This is a genomic window from Paenibacillus sp. CFBP 13594 (assembly GCF_014842675.1).
Classification (GTDB): Bacteria; Bacillota; Bacilli; order Paenibacillales; family Paenibacillaceae; genus Paenibacillus; species Paenibacillus amylolyticus_B.
This window is the reverse complement of sequence record NZ_JACYVQ010000018.1, coordinates 19,247-35,168: the sequence shown is the minus strand read 5'-3', so window position 1 is coordinate 35,168 and position 15,922 is coordinate 19,247. Positions and strand designations below refer to the sequence as shown.

At 45.1% G+C, this 15,922-nt stretch carries 21 protein-coding genes; all 21 read left to right on the top strand.

Going from position 1 to position 15,922, the window contains the following annotated elements:
• Window positions 1–111 precede the first annotated feature (111 nt).
• Window positions 112–3,726, top strand: coding sequence for a DNA-directed RNA polymerase subunit beta' (gene rpoC / locus IFU39_RS31330; RefSeq protein WP_091020536.1), 3,615 nt, complete (start codon window positions 112–114; stop codon window positions 3,724–3,726).
• Between the two features lie 204 nt (window positions 3,727–3,930).
• Complete coding sequence (locus tag IFU39_RS31325; protein ID WP_036607175.1) at window positions 3,931–4,182, top strand: ribosomal L7Ae/L30e/S12e/Gadd45 family protein; 252 nt, start codon at window positions 3,931–3,933, stop codon at window positions 4,180–4,182.
• Window positions 4,183–4,332: 150 nt separating this feature from the next.
• Window positions 4,333–4,755, top strand: a complete 423-nt coding sequence (gene rpsL, locus IFU39_RS31320) for a 30S ribosomal protein S12 (protein WP_017692070.1) — start codon at window positions 4,333–4,335, stop codon at window positions 4,753–4,755.
• Window positions 4,756–4,842: 87 nt separating this feature from the next.
• Window positions 4,843–5,313 (top strand): 30S ribosomal protein S7, encoded by a 471-nt coding sequence (rpsG, locus tag IFU39_RS31315; RefSeq protein ID WP_017692071.1) that lies wholly within the window; start codon window positions 4,843–4,845, stop codon window positions 5,311–5,313.
• 50 nt (window positions 5,314–5,363) lie between these two features.
• The gene (gene fusA / locus IFU39_RS31310; protein WP_047841122.1) at window positions 5,364–7,442 is read left to right on the top strand and encodes an elongation factor G; all 2,079 of its coding nucleotides are present in this window, start codon (window positions 5,364–5,366) and stop codon (window positions 7,440–7,442) included.
• A gap of 95 nt (window positions 7,443–7,537) precedes the next feature.
• Window positions 7,538–8,728 carry an elongation factor Tu gene (tuf, locus tag IFU39_RS31305; protein WP_017692073.1) on the top strand — a complete coding sequence of 397 codons (1,191 nt, stop codon included), beginning with the start codon at window positions 7,538–7,540 and terminating at the stop codon, window positions 8,726–8,728.
• Window positions 8,729–9,164: 436 nt separating this feature from the next.
• Window positions 9,165–9,473, top strand: coding sequence for a 30S ribosomal protein S10 (rpsJ, locus tag IFU39_RS31300; RefSeq protein WP_017692074.1), 309 nt, complete (start codon window positions 9,165–9,167; stop codon window positions 9,471–9,473).
• 46 nt (window positions 9,474–9,519) lie between these two features.
• Window positions 9,520–10,143 carry a 50S ribosomal protein L3 gene (gene rplC, locus IFU39_RS31295; RefSeq protein ID WP_017692075.1) on the top strand — a complete coding sequence of 208 codons (624 nt, stop codon included), beginning with the start codon at window positions 9,520–9,522 and terminating at the stop codon, window positions 10,141–10,143.
• Window positions 10,144–10,168: 25 nt separating this feature from the next.
• Window positions 10,169–10,792 carry a 50S ribosomal protein L4 gene (gene rplD / locus IFU39_RS31290; protein ID WP_017692076.1) on the top strand — a complete coding sequence of 208 codons (624 nt, stop codon included), beginning with the start codon at window positions 10,169–10,171 and terminating at the stop codon, window positions 10,790–10,792.
• Window positions 10,792–11,082 (top strand): 50S ribosomal protein L23, encoded by a 291-nt coding sequence (gene rplW, locus IFU39_RS31285; protein WP_017692077.1) that lies wholly within the window; start codon window positions 10,792–10,794, stop codon window positions 11,080–11,082. The genes rplD and rplW overlap by 1 nt, the downstream gene beginning before the upstream one ends.
• Before the next feature lie 30 nt (window positions 11,083–11,112).
• Window positions 11,113–11,943: a 50S ribosomal protein L2 gene (gene rplB / locus IFU39_RS31280; RefSeq protein WP_017692078.1), complete on the top strand. Its 831-nt coding sequence runs from the start codon at window positions 11,113–11,115 to the stop codon at window positions 11,941–11,943.
• A 71-nt stretch (window positions 11,944–12,014) separates the two neighbouring features.
• Complete coding sequence (gene rpsS / locus IFU39_RS31275) at window positions 12,015–12,293, top strand: 30S ribosomal protein S19 (protein WP_192136408.1); 279 nt, start codon at window positions 12,015–12,017, stop codon at window positions 12,291–12,293.
• A 35-nt stretch (window positions 12,294–12,328) separates the two neighbouring features.
• Window positions 12,329–12,661, top strand: coding sequence for a 50S ribosomal protein L22 (rplV, locus tag IFU39_RS31270; protein ID WP_017692080.1), 333 nt, complete (start codon window positions 12,329–12,331; stop codon window positions 12,659–12,661).
• 15 nt (window positions 12,662–12,676) lie between these two features.
• The gene (rpsC, locus tag IFU39_RS31265) at window positions 12,677–13,342 is read left to right on the top strand and encodes a 30S ribosomal protein S3 (protein ID WP_036607182.1); all 666 of its coding nucleotides are present in this window, start codon (window positions 12,677–12,679) and stop codon (window positions 13,340–13,342) included.
• A 2-nt stretch (window positions 13,343–13,344) separates the two neighbouring features.
• On the top strand, window positions 13,345–13,779 hold the full coding sequence (gene rplP / locus IFU39_RS31260; protein WP_017692082.1) for a 50S ribosomal protein L16: 435 nt from the start codon (window positions 13,345–13,347) through the stop codon (window positions 13,777–13,779).
• Entirely contained in the window at window positions 13,769–13,966 is a 198-nt protein-coding gene (rpmC, locus tag IFU39_RS31255) for a 50S ribosomal protein L29 (protein WP_017692083.1), read from the top strand. Before rplP ends, rpmC begins: the two co-directional genes overlap by 11 nt.
• A 48-nt stretch (window positions 13,967–14,014) precedes the next feature.
• Window positions 14,015–14,281, top strand: a complete 267-nt coding sequence (gene rpsQ, locus IFU39_RS31250) for a 30S ribosomal protein S17 (protein ID WP_017692084.1) — start codon at window positions 14,015–14,017, stop codon at window positions 14,279–14,281.
• 35 nt (window positions 14,282–14,316) lie between these two features.
• Complete coding sequence (gene rplN, locus IFU39_RS31245) at window positions 14,317–14,685, top strand: 50S ribosomal protein L14 (protein ID WP_017692085.1); 369 nt, start codon at window positions 14,317–14,319, stop codon at window positions 14,683–14,685.
• A 39-nt stretch (window positions 14,686–14,724) separates the two neighbouring features.
• Window positions 14,725–15,078 (top strand): 50S ribosomal protein L24, encoded by a 354-nt coding sequence (rplX, locus tag IFU39_RS31240; RefSeq protein WP_017692086.1) that lies wholly within the window; start codon window positions 14,725–14,727, stop codon window positions 15,076–15,078.
• A 32-nt stretch (window positions 15,079–15,110) separates the two neighbouring features.
• Window positions 15,111–15,653, top strand: a complete 543-nt coding sequence (gene rplE / locus IFU39_RS31235; RefSeq protein ID WP_076216859.1) for a 50S ribosomal protein L5 — start codon at window positions 15,111–15,113, stop codon at window positions 15,651–15,653.
• 73 nt (window positions 15,654–15,726) lie between these two features.
• Window positions 15,727–15,912: a type Z 30S ribosomal protein S14 gene (locus tag IFU39_RS31230; protein ID WP_013312154.1), complete on the top strand. Its 186-nt coding sequence runs from the start codon at window positions 15,727–15,729 to the stop codon at window positions 15,910–15,912.
• Window positions 15,913–15,922 lie beyond the last annotated feature (10 nt).

Here is a 15,922-nt window from a genome sequence, read left to right as displayed (position 1 = left end):
CGCTTCGAGCGCATGATGACCGGCGTTTTTCATCAGGCTCACGTCTTGCTCCGGCTTCGGCCGGAGTGGGCGTAACCTAGATTACAGGAATTGGTTAAGGAGGGTTGCTCCTTGTTGGACGTCAACAATTTCGAATACATGAAGATCGGGCTTGCTTCCCCAGAGAAAATTCGTTCTTGGTCCCGCGGAGAAGTGAAAAAACCGGAAACGATCAACTATCGTACGTTGAAACCGGAAAAAGAAGGGCTATTCTGCGAAAAGATTTTTGGCCCTACAAAAGACTGGGAATGTCATTGCGGTAAATACAAACGCGTCCGTTATAAAGGCGTTGTCTGTGATCGTTGTGGCGTTGAAGTAACACGTGCGAAAGTACGCCGCGAACGGATGGGCCATATTGAGCTCGCTGCTCCGGTATCGCATATCTGGTACTTCAAAGGTATTCCGAGCCGTATGGGTCTTGCTCTGGATATGTCTCCAAGATCTCTTGAAGAGATTATTTATTTTGCATCATATGTTGTAACTGATCCAGGAGAAACTCCACTGGAGAAAAAACAGCTGTTGTCCGAGAAAGAGTACCGCAGCTACCGTGAAAAATATGGTTATGGTTTCCATGCTGGCATGGGCGCAGAAGCGGTTAAAAAATTGCTTCAAGATCTTGACATAGACAAAGAGCTCGAGTTCCTGAAAGAAGAGCTCCGGACTGCGCAAGGACAACGTCGTAATCGTGCAATCAAACGTTTGGAAGTTATCGAAGCATTCCGCAACTCCGGCAACAAGCCAGAGTGGATGATCATGGATGTACTTCCTGTTATCCCGCCGGAACTTCGTCCAATGGTACAGTTGGATGGTGGACGTTTTGCAACGTCTGACTTGAATGACTTGTATCGCCGTGTAATCAACCGGAACAACCGTCTGAAACGTCTGCTTGATCTGGGCGCGCCAGATATTATCGTGCAAAATGAAAAACGGATGTTGCAGGAAGCTGTTGACGCATTGATCGATAATGGTCGTCGTGGACGCCCGGTAACGGGTCCTGGTAACCGTCCATTGAAATCTCTCAGCCACATGCTGAAAGGTAAACAAGGACGTTTCCGTCAAAACTTGCTCGGTAAACGGGTTGACTATTCTGGTCGTTCCGTTATCGTTGTTGGACCTTACCTGAAAATGTATCAGTGTGGTCTGCCGAAAGATATGGCACTTGAATTGTTCAAGCCTTTTGTTATGAAAGAGCTTGTAAATAAAGGGCTTGCCCACAACATCAAGAGCGCAAAACGTAAAGTTGAGCGTGTAAGTCCTGAAGTATGGGATGTTCTTGAAGAAGTAATCAAGGAGCATCCGGTTCTGTTGAACCGTGCCCCTACGCTTCACAGACTCGGTATTCAAGCATTTGAACCGATTCTCGTTGAAGGTAAAGCAATTCGTCTTCACCCGCTCGTATGTACGGCATACAATGCCGACTTTGACGGTGACCAAATGGCCGTGCACGTTCCGTTGTCCGCTGAAGCTCAAGCGGAAGCGCGTATCCTGATGCTTGCATCGGGTAATATTTTGAACCCGAAAGACGGTAAACCGGTTGTTACTCCTTCCCAAGATATGGTGCTTGGTTCTTACTACCTTACTATGGACAACAAGGAAGAAAAGGGCACAGGTATGATCTTGCGTACAGTTAACGAAGCTGTATCGGCATACCAACGTGGTACTGCTGGTCTGCATGCTCGTGTAGCTATTCCGGTTAAGGCGCTTGGTAAAACAAGCTTCACGGAAGAGCAGCAAGAAGGAATGTTGCTGACAACTATCGGTAAAATTATCTTCAATGAAATTTTCCCGGCAAGCTTCCCGTATATCAATGATGCGACTCGTGCTAACCTGTACCAAGGTACTGCAGATCACTCATTTGTATATGAAAAAGGTGCTGATCTCAGAGAAGCTATTATGAATGCTCCTCTGGCTGGCGGTGTCGGTAAAGAATACCTCGGCTCCATCATTGCACGTTGTTTTGAAATTTATCATACAACGGAAACAGCCGTTATTTTGGATAAAATCAAACAACTTGGATTCACATACTCTACACGTGCCGGTATTACGGTTGCGGTATCTGATGTTATCGTTCCGCCTGAGAAGTTTGAAATTCTTAGACAATCTGAGGAAAAAGCACAAATCGTTACGAATCAGTACCGTCGTGGTCTGATTACGAATGAAGAGCGCTATGACCGTATCATTGATATCTGGTCAAAATCCAAAGATGACATCACTGAGATTCTGATGAAGTCCATGGATCGTTACAACTCGATCATGATGATGGTAGACTCCAAAGCACGGGGTAACAAATCGCAAATCACCCAATTGGGCGGTATGCGTGGTCTGATGGCCAACCCATCCGGTCGAATTATCGAACTCCCAATTAAATCTAACTTCCGTGAAGGTCTGACAGTACTCGAGTACTTTATCTCCACTCACGGAGCGCGTAAAGGTTTGGCGGATACAGCCCTGCGTACAGCCGATTCAGGTTACCTGACTCGTCGTCTCGTAGACGTAGCCCAAGACGTAATCGTGCGTGATGATGATTGTGGTACAGATAAAGGCTTTACGGTAAGTCGTATCCAGGATGGTAAAGAGGTTATCGAAGACCTCTACGACCGTATTGAAGGCAGATACTGCTTCGAGACTCTTCGTCATCCGGAAACGAAAGAAATCATTGTAGGTCGCAATGAATTGATTGACTCCGATAAAGCAGAAGCGATTATCAAAGCAGGTATTACTAAATTGCAAATCCGCTCCGTCCTCAGCTGCCGTGCAAGTCATGGTGTCTGCAAGAAGTGTTATGGTCGCAACCTCGCGACTGGTAAACACGTGGAGATTGGTGAAGCAGTTGGTATTATCGCAGCACAGTCCATTGGTGAGCCAGGAACACAGCTTACAATGCGTACGTTCCATACCGGTGGTGTAGCCGGAGACGATATTACGCAAGGTTTGCCGCGTATCCAGGAGTTGTTTGAAGCTCGTAATCCTAAGGGTCAAGCAACGATCAGTGAGATTGATGGTGTAGTTAAAGAGATTCGCGAAGCGAAAGATCGTCGTGAAATCGAAATTCAAGGTGAGGCGGAATCCAAAGTTTACTCCGTTACCTACGGTTCCCGTGTACGCGTAAGCGAAGGCATGGAAGTTGAAGCGGGTGACGAGTTGACAGACGGTTCCATTGATCCAAAAGAGATGTTACGGATTAAAGGCATACGTGGTGTACAGAACTACATTCTGCAGGAAGTACAACGCGTATATCGTAACCAAGGCGTAGAAATTAACGATAAGCACGTTGAAGTTATGATCCGTCAAATGCTGCGTAAAATCCGTATCGTAGATGCAGGAGATACAACGCTGTTGCCAGGATCATTCGTGGATATGCATGAGTACGAAAGAGCTAACAAAATTGCGATTCTTAGTGATAAAGAGCCGGCGGTTGCTAAACCAATCCTGCTCGGTATTACGAAAGCATCCCTGGAAACAGACTCCTTCCTCTCAGCGGCTTCGTTCCAAGAAACTACACGTGTATTGACAGATGCAGCAATCAAAGGTAAAGTCGATCAGTTGCTCGGTCTGAAGGAAAATGTAATTATCGGTAAATTGATTCCTGCAGGTACAGGTATGCACCGTTACCGCAGCATCAAATTTGCTGAGCCAGAAGATGGCCAATCTTCAGTAGAAGAACTTGAGCCAGTTTCGGTTGATTAAATATATTTCTCCTTATTAGAGGAGAGTGAAAGTTTTGTGCGTCAGGAGACGGACGTTTGTATAATACAGGCGGACGAATCCTGATGTACGTAAACTTTTAAAAAATGTTTTAGGATTAGCATTGACAATGCTTGCGCTAGATGCTAATATATCAAAGGTGCGTGGGCAGCTGATTGTACATGGTTCTATTCGGAGGAATACACAATGTCTAATGAAAAAGCCTTGCAAGATGCTCATGTCAAAATAGGTACCAAACAGACCATGCGGATGGTGCAGACAGGTATGGCTTCTGAAGTCTATGTCGCAGAAGATAGTGATCCGCAGCTTACTTCCAAAATCATTGCTTTGTGTGAACAACACAATGTGAAATGCACGAAAGTGGATACAATGAAAAATCTCGGCAAGGCTTGCGGGATTGGAGTAGGAGCAGCTATGGCTGCTGTCGTAAAATCATAGGGTAAGGAACGTTTTTGTCCGAGAACTTTTAAGGATTCTCCAAGGCAAAAACTTTTCATTTGTCTTTTTATGAACCGCCTGGGTCTGTGGGCTTAGTGCAAAGAGGTTTATAAAGAAACATGAATATTTGAGGAAGGGGGTGGCAATCACATGCCAACTATTAACCAACTGGTTCGTAAAGGACGTCAAGCAAAAGTTGAGAAGTCAAAATCTCCAGCTTTGCAAAAAGGATTCAACGCTTTGAAACGTGAATCTACTAACATCAGTGCCCCACAAAAACGTGGTGTCTGCACTCGTGTAGGTACAATGACTCCACGTAAACCAAACTCTGCACTTCGTAAGTATGCCCGTGTTCGTTTGACGAACCGTCTCGAGGTTACTGCTTATATCCCGGGAATCGGACATAACCTTCAAGAGCACAGTGTGGTATTGATCCGCGGAGGTAAAGTTAAAGACCTTGCAGGAGTTCGTTATCACATCGTTCGTGGAGCTCTCGATACTGCTGGTGTAAACAACCGTATGCAAGCTCGTTCGAAATACGGCGCTAAACGTCCAAAAGCTAAAAAAGCCTAAACTATTATAGGCAGATAGCCTGAAAACCTTCTGGTCTAAGTCTGGAGGGTACAGGATCTGCTGAACAAGAAAGAAAGGGGGATATCCATGCCACGCAAAGGTCCAGTTACGAAAAGAGACGTTCTGCCTGATCCGTTATATAACAGCAAGTTGGTTACTCGTTTAATCAACCGCATTATGATCGGCGGAAAACGCGGTGTTGCTCAAAGCATTCTGTATAATGCGTTCAAGTTGATTCAAGAACGTACGGGTAATGACCCTATGGAAGTATTTGAAGCAGCAATCAAGAACATCATGCCAGTCCTGGAAGTTAAAGCTCGCCGTGTCGGCGGTGCCAACTACCAAGTACCAATCGAGGTGAAACCAGAGAGACGTACTGCTCTGGGATTACGTTGGCTCGTGAACTACTCCCGCAACCGCGGTGAGAAAACAATGGAAGAGCGTTTGGCGGCTGAGATCATCGACGCTTCCAACAACACAGGCGCTTCCGTTAAAAAACGTGAAGATACGCACAAAATGGCTGAAGCGAACAAAGCGTTTGCTCACTACCGTTGGTAGGATTCAGTTCACAATAAAAAAAACTTCAATTTTGAAGGGAGACCCATTACATGGCTAGAGAGTTCTCCTTGAAAAATACACGTAATATCGGGATCATGGCTCATATTGATGCGGGTAAAACCACGACAACTGAGCGGATCCTGTTTTACACAGGACGTACGCACAAAATCGGTGAAGTACACGAAGGCGCTGCGACAATGGACTGGATGGAACAGGAACAGGAGCGCGGAATTACGATTACTTCCGCTGCAACTACCGCTGCTTGGAAAGGCCACCGCGTTAATATTATTGATACCCCGGGACACGTTGACTTCACTGTTGAAGTTGAACGTTCCCTTCGTGTATTGGACGGAGCAGTTGGTGTATTCAGTGCGAAAGAAGGCGTTGAGCCTCAGTCCGAAACCGTATGGAGACAGGCTGACAAGTACGGCGTACCTCGTATCGCATATGTAAACAAAATGGATATCATCGGTGCTGACTTCCTGAACGTTGTATCTGACATGCGTGATCGCCTTCAAGCGAACGCTGTTGCGATTCAACTTCCAATCGGCGCTGAAAATGATTTCAAAGGTATCATTGATATCGTTGCACAAAGAGCTCATATGTACAAAGATGACCTCGGGCAAGATATCGAAGAAACCGATATTCCTGCAGAATTTGCAGATCAAGTTGAAGAACTTCGCAACGAGTTGATTGAGCGCGTTGCTGAACTGGATGAAGAATTGACAATGAAATACCTGGAAGGCGAAGAGATCACAATTGATGAGATCAAAACCGTACTCCGTAAAGGTGTTGTAGATGTTAAGATATTCCCAGTTATCTGTGGATCCTCATATCGTAACAAAGGTGTTCAACTGATGTTGGATGCTGTTGTCGACTACTTGCCAGCTCCAACAGATGTTGCATCGATCACGGGACATCTTGAAGATGGAACTGAAGCAATTCGTAAGTCATCCGATGAAGAGCCATTCTCCGCATTGGCATTCAAAATTATGACTGACCCTTACGTTGGTAAATTGACATTCTTCCGCGTATACTCTGGTGTTCTTCAATCCGGATCATATGTATTGAATGCCACTAAAAACAAACGTGAGCGTATCGGTCGTATCCTTCAAATGCATGCGAACAGCCGTCAAGAGATCACTGTAGTATACTCCGGTGATATTGCAGCTGCCGTAGGTTTGAAAGATACAGGTACAGGTGATACACTATGTGATGAGAAAAATCCGGTTATCCTGGAGTCAATGAACTTCCCTGATCCGGTTATCGAAATCGCTGTTGAACCTAAAACCAAAGCTGACCAAGATAAACTGGGTGTTGCTCTCGGTAAGTTGACTGAAGAGGATCCAACTCTTCGTGCTCATACTGACGAAGAAACAGGCCAAACGATCTTGGCAGGTATGGGTGAGCTTCACCTTGATATCATCATCGACCGTATGCGTCGTGAGTTCAAGGTTGAAACTACTGTGGGTAAACCACAAGTAGCTTACCGTGAAACATTCCGTGCTCCAGCGCGCGTTGAAGGTAAATTCGTACGTCAATCCGGTGGTCGTGGTCAATACGGTCACGTATGGGTTGAATTCGAACCTCTCGAGCCGGGTACAGGCAGCCAGTTCGAAAGTAAGGTTGTCGGTGGTTCCGTACCAAGAGAATACATTCAACCTGCACTGTCAGGGATTGAAGAGCAAATGAAAAACGGCGTTATTGCAGGCTTCCCGCTTGTTGACGTTAAGGCTACAATCGTAGACGGATCTTACCATGATGTCGATTCCAATGAGATGGCATTTAAAATTGCCGGATCTATGGCGCTTAAAGCGGCTAAAGACAAGTGTAAACCAGTTCTGCTTGAGCCTATCATGAAAGTAGAAGTAACTGTTCCAGAAGAGTACATGGGTGACGTAATGGGTATGTTGAACTCCCGTCGTGGCCGCATCGAAGGTATGGATTCCCGTAGTGGAGCTCAAATCATCCGTGCTAAGGTACCTCTGTCTGAAATGTTTGGTTACTCTACAACTCTTCGTTCCGGTACTCAAGGACGCGGCGTATTCTCCATGGAACTCTCTCACTATGAAGAAGTTCCTAAGAGCATCGCTGAAGAAATCGTTGCCAAAACAAAAGGCACCGAGTAGTTTTCTCACACTGGATGCAAGTGCATAAGAATTCAATTCGGAGCACTTCATTCAGTGAAAACATAAAATTATAATTTTAAGGAGGCCACGTTCAAATGGCAAAGGCTAAATACGAACGTAATAAACCCCACGTTAACATCGGTACTATTGGTCACGTCGATCACGGTAAAACAACTCTGACTGCTGCAATCACAACTGTATTGTCCAAAACTTACGGTGGTGCTGCAATTGCATTCGATCAAATCGACAAAGCTCCAGAAGAGCGCGAACGCGGTATCACAATCTCTACATCACACGTTGAGTACGAAACTGACACTCGTCACTACGCTCACGTTGACTGCCCAGGTCACGCCGACTATGTTAAAAACATGATCACTGGCGCGGCTCAAATGGATGGAGCTATCTTGGTAGTATCCGCAGCAGACGGCCCAATGCCACAAACTCGTGAGCACATCTTGCTCTCTCGTCAAGTAGGCGTACCTTACATTGTTGTATTCTTGAACAAATGTGACATGGTTGAAGACGAAGAGTTGTTGGAATTGGTTGAGATGGAAGTTCGCGACCTTCTTAACGAATATGAGTTCCCAGGTGACGATACTCCAATCACTCGTGGATCCGCTCGTGAAGCTCTGGCAAACCCAGATGGCGAATGGGCTCAAAAAATCGTTGAGATGTTCAAAGAGATCGACACTTACATCCCACTGCCTGAGCGTCAAACTGACAAGCCTTTCTTGATGCCTGTCGAGGACGTATTCTCCATCACTGGTCGTGGTACTGTTGCTACTGGCCGTGTAGAGCGTGGTACGGTTAAAGTCGGCGAAGAGATTGAAATCGTTGGTATCACTGAAGAAACTAAAAAATCCGTTGTAACAGGCGTTGAGATGTTCCGTAAATTGTTGGATTCCGCTCAAGCGGGTGACAACATCGGTGCATTGTTGCGTGGTGTTGACCGTACTCAAATCGAGCGTGGTCAAGTACTTGCAAAACCAGGTTCTGTTAAGCCACACACAGAATTCACAGCTCAAATCTACGTTCTGACTAAAGAAGAGGGCGGACGTCACAAACCATTCTTCACTGGTTACCGTCCACAGTTCTACTTCCGTACAACTGACGTAACAGGCATCATCAACTTGCCTGAAGGTACTGAAATGGTAATGCCTGGTGATAACATCACTGTTACTGTTTCCCTGATCTCCCCAATCGCGATTGAAGAAGGAACTAAATTCTCCATTCGTGAAGGCGGACGTACAGTAGGTGCCGGTTCCGTAGCATCTATCCAAAAATAATTCGGCTTAACGCTGAATAAAGCATATGTAACAGTGTACTGGAACGAGTAACATTGTATTGTAACGAAGCTTCGGAAGAGTTCTTTATCCGACATCGGATAGAGAACTCTTTTATTATGTTTAAAGTTCGGAACCTGCGTCATACGAAATGAACATCATTTACGAGTTTAGAAGGATTGGCAAGGCAGCCTGGATATTGAAGATTAACAATGCAATAAACGAAGTCATTTCATCAGAAAAGATAAGTTTAAATGTTTTTCTTAAATATGCTTGCAATACGCCTATCTTTTCTATATAATAATGAATGTTGTTCTGTGACGTTGCGATGATGTGAGAGGTTACTGGCACACCCGGCCCCTTTGCCATGGGAGAGTGGCTAGAAAATTTTCACGGAGTATGTCCGATAAAAAATTGGGCGATAGAAGGAGGGACTAAAATGGCAAAGCAAAAAATTCGTATTCGTTTGAAAGCTTACGACCACAGAATTCTTGATCAATCCGCGGAGAAAATTGTTGAAACAGCAAAACGTTCGGGTGCTGGTGTATCCGGTCCGATTCCGCTTCCTACTGAAAAACAAATCATTACTATTCTTCGTGCGGTGCACAAGTACAAGGATTCTCGGGAACAATTCGAACAACGTACACATAAACGTTTGATCGACATCGTTAACCCGACTCCACAAACTGTGGATGCCTTGATGCGCTTGGATCTGCCGTCCGGTGTAGATATCGAAATTAAATTGTAATACAAGCTACAACAAAGACCATGTATAAAGGAAAAGAGGTGTCAACATGAAAGCAATCTTAGGAAAAAAACTCGGAATGACTCAAGTATTTACTCCTGAAGGTAACGTCGTTCCGGTAACGGTTATCGAAGCAGGCCCTTGTGTTGTTTTGCAAAAGAAAGACATTGAGAACGATGGCTACGAAGCAATTCAAATCGGTTACTCCGATAAGAAAGAGAAAAATGCTAACAAGCCAGAAGCAGGTCACGCTAAAAAAGCGAACACTGCCCCTAAGCGCTACGTTCGTGAAGTTCGCGGTATCAACATCGCAGAATATGAAGTTGGCCAAGAACTGAAAGCTGACATTTTCGCTGAAGGCGAATTCGTTGACGTAACGGGTATTTCTAAAGGTAAAGGTTTTGCCGGCGTTATCAAACGTTGGGGACAAAGCACTGGACCTATGTCACACGGTTCGCGTTACCACCGTGGCCCTGGTTCAATGGGTTCGATCCAAGCTAACCGCGTTCCTAAAGGCAAACGCCTGCCAGGACACATGGGACATGATACTATTACAATCCAACGTCTTGAAGTAGTTAAAGTAGACGCTGAGCGGAACGTATTGCTCGTGAAAGGTTCCATTCCTGGACCGAAAAACAGTCTCATTAGAGTTAAAGAAACGGTGAAAAAATAACCACTGAAGAAAGGAGGAACACAAAATGCCAAAAGTATCAGTTTACAATGTAGATGGTAGCCAAGTAGGCGAAGTTGAATTGAACGATGCGGTTTTCGGAATTGAGCCGAACCAACACGTTCTGTACGATGCAGTTCTTATGCAACGCGCTTCCCTTCGTCAAGGTACCCACAAAGTAAAAGGACGTTCTGAAGTTCGTGGCGGTGGACGTAAGCCTTGGAAACAAAAAGGTACAGGTCGCGCTCGTCAAGGTTCAATTCGTTCACCACAATGGAAAGGCGGCGGTATCGTATTTGGTCCAACACCACGGAGCTATGCGTATAAACTGCCTAAGAAAGTTCGCCGCTTGGCGATCAAATCAGCCCTTTCATCCAAAGTGCTTGACAATGACATTATCGTTTTGGACGCTCTCACGTTGAGTACGCCTAAAACTAAAGAGTTTGCAGCCATCTTGAGTAACCTCAAAGTGGGACGTAAAGCTTTGATCGTAGCTCCTAGCTATGATGATAATGTAGCTCTTTCCGCACGGAATATTCCAGGCGTGAAATTCGTAGCTGCTGACGGTATTAATGTTCTTGACGTGCTCTCGCACGACAAATTGATCATTACGAAAGAAGCAGTTCAGAAGGTAGAGGAGGTGCTCGCGTAATGAAGGATCCTCGTGATATTGTAAAACGTCCGATTATTACGGAACGTACTGCTGACATGATGAACGACTTGAAATATGTATTTGAAGTCGATATCCGTGCAAACAAAACCGAGATCAAAAAGGCAGTAGAAGCTATTTTCAATGTAAAAGTGAAAAACGTGAACACGCTTCGTGTTCCAGCTAAGCCGAAACGGTACGGACGTTATTCCGGATATACTAGCGAATGGAAAAAAGCGTTTGTAACGTTGACAAAAGACAGCAAAACGCTTGAGTTCTTTGAAACTGTATAATTGAATTTTTGAAGTAAGGAGGGAAACCCAGTGCCAATCAAAAAGTATAAACCAACATCCCCGGCAAGACGGAACATGTCCGTTTCTACATTTGAGGAAATCACCACAAATCAGCCGGAGAAATCGTTGTTGGCCCCGTTGAGCAAACAAGCAGGCCGCAACAACCAAGGTAAAATTACAGTTCGTCACCATGGTGGTGGACACAAACGTAAATACCGTATCATTGACTTCAAACGTACTAAAGATGGAATACCGGGCCGCGTTGCTACGATTGAGTATGACCCGAACCGTACATCCAACATCGCTCTGATTCACTATGCTGATGGTGAAAAGCGTTATATCATCGCTCCTAAAGGTTTGAAAGTTGGAGATCAAGTATTCTCCGGACCTGAATCAGACATCAAAATCGGTAACGCACTGCCACTCGAAAACATTCCAGTAGGTACCGTTATCCACAACATTGAGTTGAAACCAGGTAAAGGCGGACAATTGGTTCGTGCTGCTGGTACAGAAGCTCAATTGCTTGGTAAAGAAGAAAAATACGTTTCCGTTCGTCTCTCTTCCGGAGAAGTTCGTCGTATTTTGAAAGTTTGCCGCGCGACAATCGGATCTGTAGGTAACCAAGACCACGAGCTTATCAAAATCGGTAAAGCCGGTCGTAGCCGTTGGTTGGGTAAACGTCCTGAGGTTCGTGGTGTAGTAATGAACCCTAACGATCACCCACACGGTGGTGGTGAAGGTCGTGCTCCAATCGGACGTAAATCGCCAATGTCACCATGGGGTAAACCTACACTTGGTTACAAAACGCGTAAGAAAAATAAAGCTTCTGATAAATACATCATTCGCCGCCGCACGAAGTAATACACACTGTGCATAACTTCGTGAGGCATCTGCGGATGCATAATAGCTATGTTTGAAGGGAGGATCTCCACATGGGTCGCAGTTTGAAAAAAGGGCCATTCATTGATGGCTACATGCTTAAAAAGGTAGAAGAGATGGATGCTTCAGGTAAGAAGAATGTGATCAAAACCTGGTCCCGTCGTTCTACAATTTTCCCGCAATTCATCGGACACACATTTGGCGTTTACGATGGTCGTAAACACGTGCCAGTGTATGTAACTGAGGACATGGTCGGACACAAACTGGGTGAGTTCGCTCCAACCCGTACGTACAAAGGCCATACTGCTGATGATAAGAAAACAAGAAGATAAATGAATATCTTTAATGTTTGAAAGGAGGTTACACAATGGAAGCAAAAGCACATGCTAAGTTTATCCGGATTGCTCCTCGTAAAGCTCAACTCGTTGTTGACTTGATTCGCGGCAAGCAAGTAGGTGAGGCGGTTGCCATTCTCCGTCACACTCCGAAATCTGCTTCTCCAATCGTTGAGAAGTTGCTTAACTCCGCTATTGCGAATGCGGAACATAACTATTCTTTGGATGTTAACAACTTGGTTATCTCGCAAGCTTACGTGAACCAAGGACCGACTATGAAGCGTTTCCGCCCTCGTGCAATGGGACGTGCAAGTCGTATTAACAAACGTACTAGCCACATTACTTTGGTGGTATCTGAGAAGTAGAAGGAGGGGAAATGTGTGGGCCAAAAGGTAAATCCAGTCGGACTCCGTGTCGGAATTATCCGTGACTGGGAATCTAAGTGGTATGCAGGCAAAGACTTCGGTGATCTTTTGATGGAAGACGTGAGAATTCGTGAATTCCTGAAAAATAAATTGAAAGACTCCGCTTTATCTCGTGTAGAAATTGAGAGAGCGGCTAACCGCGTAAACGTAACGATTCACACTGCTAAACCAGGTATGGTTATTGGTAAGGGTGGTTCGGAAGTTGAAAATCTTCGTAACCAAATTACGAAAATTGCTGGCGGTAAAAAAGTACACATCAACATTTCTGAAATTAAGAACCAAGACTTGGACGCTGTTCTTGTAGCTGAAAGCATTGCACAACAATTGGAACGTCGTGTTTCTTTCCGTCGTGCTCTGAAACAAGCAATTCAAAGAACTATGCGCTCCGGTGCTAAAGGTATCAAAACTCAAGTAGGCGGACGTCTTGGCGGTGCTGAGATCGCACGTTCTGAAGGCTACAGCGAAGGAACTGTTCCACTGCACACACTGCGTGCTGACATTGACTATGGTACAGCAGAGGCTCATACTACTTACGGACTTATCGGCGTAAAAGTATGGATCTATCGTGGAGAGGTTCTTCCTACGGCTAAGAAACAAGCTGCTAAGGAAGGAGGCAACTAATCATGTTGGTACCAAAACGCGTAAAACACCGTAAGCAACAACGTGGACATATGAAAGGCCAAGCTAAAGGCGGAACGACTCTGAACTTTGGCGAATACGGTCTGCAAGCTACGGAACCGGCTTGGATTACGAACCGTCAGATCGAAGCGGCTCGTATTGCGATGACTCGTTACATCAAACGTGGTGGTAAAGTTTGGATCAAAATTTTCCCAGACAAACCAATCACTCAAAAGCCTCTCGAGGTTCGGATGGGTAGCGGTAAAGGTAACGTAGAAAAATGGGTTGCAGTAGTGAAACCAGGTAAGATCATGTTTGAACTTGCTGGTGTACCGGAGGAAATTGCACGCGAAGCAATGCGTCTTGCCGCTCACAAACTGCCAATCAAAACGAAGTTCGTGAAACGTGAAGAATTGGGTGGTGAAGCAAATGAAAGCTAGTGAATTTCGCAACCTAACCTCTGCTGAAATCGAGCAAAAGATTGCCGGATTTAAAGAAGAACTCTTTAACCTCCGCTTTCAATTAGCTACCGGTCAGCTGGATAACCCGACTCGCATCCGTGATGTGCGGAAAGAAATAGCTCGTGCTAAAACCATTATCCGTGAGAGAGAATTGGGAATCGGTTAATTAGGGATAGGATGGACAATCCGTCCGTAATCAGGAAGGAGGCCAACAATGAGCGAAGAACGTAACGCACGTAAAGTGCAAACTGGTAAAGTGGTCAGCGATAAAATGGACAAAACGATTGTTGTTGCTGTAGAAACTTACAAAAAACACAACTTGTACCATAAACGCATTAAGGTTACTAAAAAATTCAAAGCGCATGACGAAGAAAACACTGCGAAAATCGGTGACACGGTGAAAATCATGGAGACTCGTCCGCTTTCGAAAGATAAACGCTGGAGACTTACTGAAATCGTAGAAAAAGCGGTTATCATCTAATGCATCAGCAGCATTGCTGAAAGGAGGAATACTAAATGATTCAACCATTTACACGTTTGACTGTGGCCGACAACTCCGGTGCGAAGGAACTGATGTGTATCCGCGTACTCGGCGGTACGGGACGTCGTACAGCTCAAATCGGTGATCTGATCGTTTGTTCTGTTAAACAAGCAACACCAGGCGGCGTTGTCAAAAAAGGTGATGTAGTTAGAGCGGTTGTCGTTCGTACGAAACGTTCTGTACGTCGTAAAGACGGTTCCTACATCGGTTTTGATGAAAATGCAGCGGTTGTTGTAAAAGACGACAGAAGCCCACGTGGAACACGTATTTTCGGACCAGTTGCTCGCGAACTTCGCGATAAAGACTTCATGAAAATCGTTTCCTTGGCTCCAGAAGTTATCTAAAGCTTAATCTCGTGATGTTAGAAACAGGAGGTGTACGAAATGCCAAGAGTGAAAAAAGTTCTGGAATCCCATAACAACAAACTTCACGTTAAAAAGGAAGATACGGTTATGGTGATCAGCGGTAAAGACAAAGGTAAAAAAGGCCGTGTCATCGCTGCTTATCCTCGTGAGAACCGCGTCCTTGTGGAAGGTGTTAACATGGTGAAAAAACACCAGAAACCTAACCAGCAAAACCCGCAAGGCGGCATTATCGAGAAGGAAGCTCCGATTCACGTTTCCAACGTAATGCACATCGATCCGAAGAGCGGAAAAGTAACCCGTGTAGGTTACAAAGTTTTGGATAACGGTAAGAAAGTGCGCGTTGCTAAACGTTCCGGAGAAATTATCGACTAATTGAACCGAATGAGAAAGGAGGGCTATGATTCATGGCATCAAGAATGAAAGAACGTTACCTGCAAGAAATCGCTCCTGCTTTGATGCAGAAGTTTAACTATACAACGGTAATGCAAGTGCCGAAAATCGAGAAAATCGTTATCAACATGGGTGTGGGCGACGCTGTCCAAAACTCTAAAGTGTTGGATTCCGCAGTAAGCGATTTGCAACTGATCGCAGGTCAAAAACCTGTAATCACTCGTGCTAAAAAATCTATCGCAGGTTTCAAACTGCGTGAGAATATGCCTATCGGTGTGAAAGTAACATTACGCGGTGAGCGTATGTACTACTTCCTAGATAAATTGCTCAACGTAACACTTCCTCGTGTCCGCGACTTCCGCGGTGTATCGAGTAAAGCTTTCGATGGACGTGGTAACTACACACTGGGTCTGAAAGAGCAACTGATCTTCCCAGAGATCGAGTATGATAAAGTTGATAAAGTCCGCGGTATGGATATTGTCATCGTAACAACGGCGAAAACAGACGAAGAGTCCCGCGAATTGCTCACGCAAATGGGAATGCCTTTCGTTAAGTAATGTTGGCATAACGTTTCCGGGTGTCTGGAAAGACTCCCTTTTCTCCGAAATTATTTAGGAGGTGTCAGGCTAAGTGGCAAAAACTTCGATGAAAGTTAAACAACAACGTACACCTAAGTTTAAAGTACGTGCATATACACGCTGTGAGCGTTGCGGACGTCCACATTCGGTCCTGCAAAAGTTCAAAATTTGCAGAATTTGTTTCCGTGAATTAGCTTATAAAGGCCAGATCCCTGGCGTGAAAAAAGCAAGCTGGTAAAAAGTCCTGA

Excerpts from the sequence above, each read along its gene's own strand:
- rpmC (WP_017692083.1), top strand. The coding sequence starts at position 13,769 with ATGAAAGCTAGTGAATTTCGCAACCTAACCTCTGCTGAAATCGAGCAA.
- fusA (WP_047841122.1), top strand. The coding sequence starts at position 5,364 with ATGGCTAGAGAGTTCTCCTTGAAAAATACACGTAATATCGGGATCATG.
- rplP (WP_017692082.1), top strand. The coding sequence starts at position 13,345 with ATGTTGGTACCAAAACGCGTAAAACACCGTAAGCAACAACGTGGACAT.
- rplN (WP_017692085.1), top strand. The coding sequence starts at position 14,317 with ATGATTCAACCATTTACACGTTTGACTGTGGCCGACAACTCCGGTGCG.
- rplD (WP_017692076.1), top strand. The coding sequence starts at position 10,169 with ATGCCAAAAGTATCAGTTTACAATGTAGATGGTAGCCAAGTAGGCGAA.
- rpsJ (WP_017692074.1), top strand. The coding sequence starts at position 9,165 with ATGGCAAAGCAAAAAATTCGTATTCGTTTGAAAGCTTACGACCACAGA.
- rpsQ (WP_017692084.1), top strand. The coding sequence starts at position 14,015 with ATGAGCGAAGAACGTAACGCACGTAAAGTGCAAACTGGTAAAGTGGTC.
- tuf (WP_017692073.1), top strand. The coding sequence starts at position 7,538 with ATGGCAAAGGCTAAATACGAACGTAATAAACCCCACGTTAACATCGGT.
- rpsS (WP_192136408.1), top strand. The coding sequence starts at position 12,015 with ATGGGTCGCAGTTTGAAAAAAGGGCCATTCATTGATGGCTACATGCTT.
- rplW (WP_017692077.1), top strand. The coding sequence starts at position 10,792 with ATGAAGGATCCTCGTGATATTGTAAAACGTCCGATTATTACGGAACGT.
- rplX (WP_017692086.1), top strand. The coding sequence starts at position 14,725 with ATGCCAAGAGTGAAAAAAGTTCTGGAATCCCATAACAACAAACTTCAC.
- rplC (WP_017692075.1), top strand. The coding sequence starts at position 9,520 with ATGAAAGCAATCTTAGGAAAAAAACTCGGAATGACTCAAGTATTTACT.
- rplE (WP_076216859.1), top strand. The coding sequence starts at position 15,111 with ATGGCATCAAGAATGAAAGAACGTTACCTGCAAGAAATCGCTCCTGCT.
- IFU39_RS31325 (WP_036607175.1), top strand. The coding sequence starts at position 3,931 with ATGTCTAATGAAAAAGCCTTGCAAGATGCTCATGTCAAAATAGGTACC.
- rpsL (WP_017692070.1), top strand. The coding sequence starts at position 4,333 with ATGCCAACTATTAACCAACTGGTTCGTAAAGGACGTCAAGCAAAAGTT.
- rplV (WP_017692080.1), top strand. The coding sequence starts at position 12,329 with ATGGAAGCAAAAGCACATGCTAAGTTTATCCGGATTGCTCCTCGTAAA.
- rpsG (WP_017692071.1), top strand. The coding sequence starts at position 4,843 with ATGCCACGCAAAGGTCCAGTTACGAAAAGAGACGTTCTGCCTGATCCG.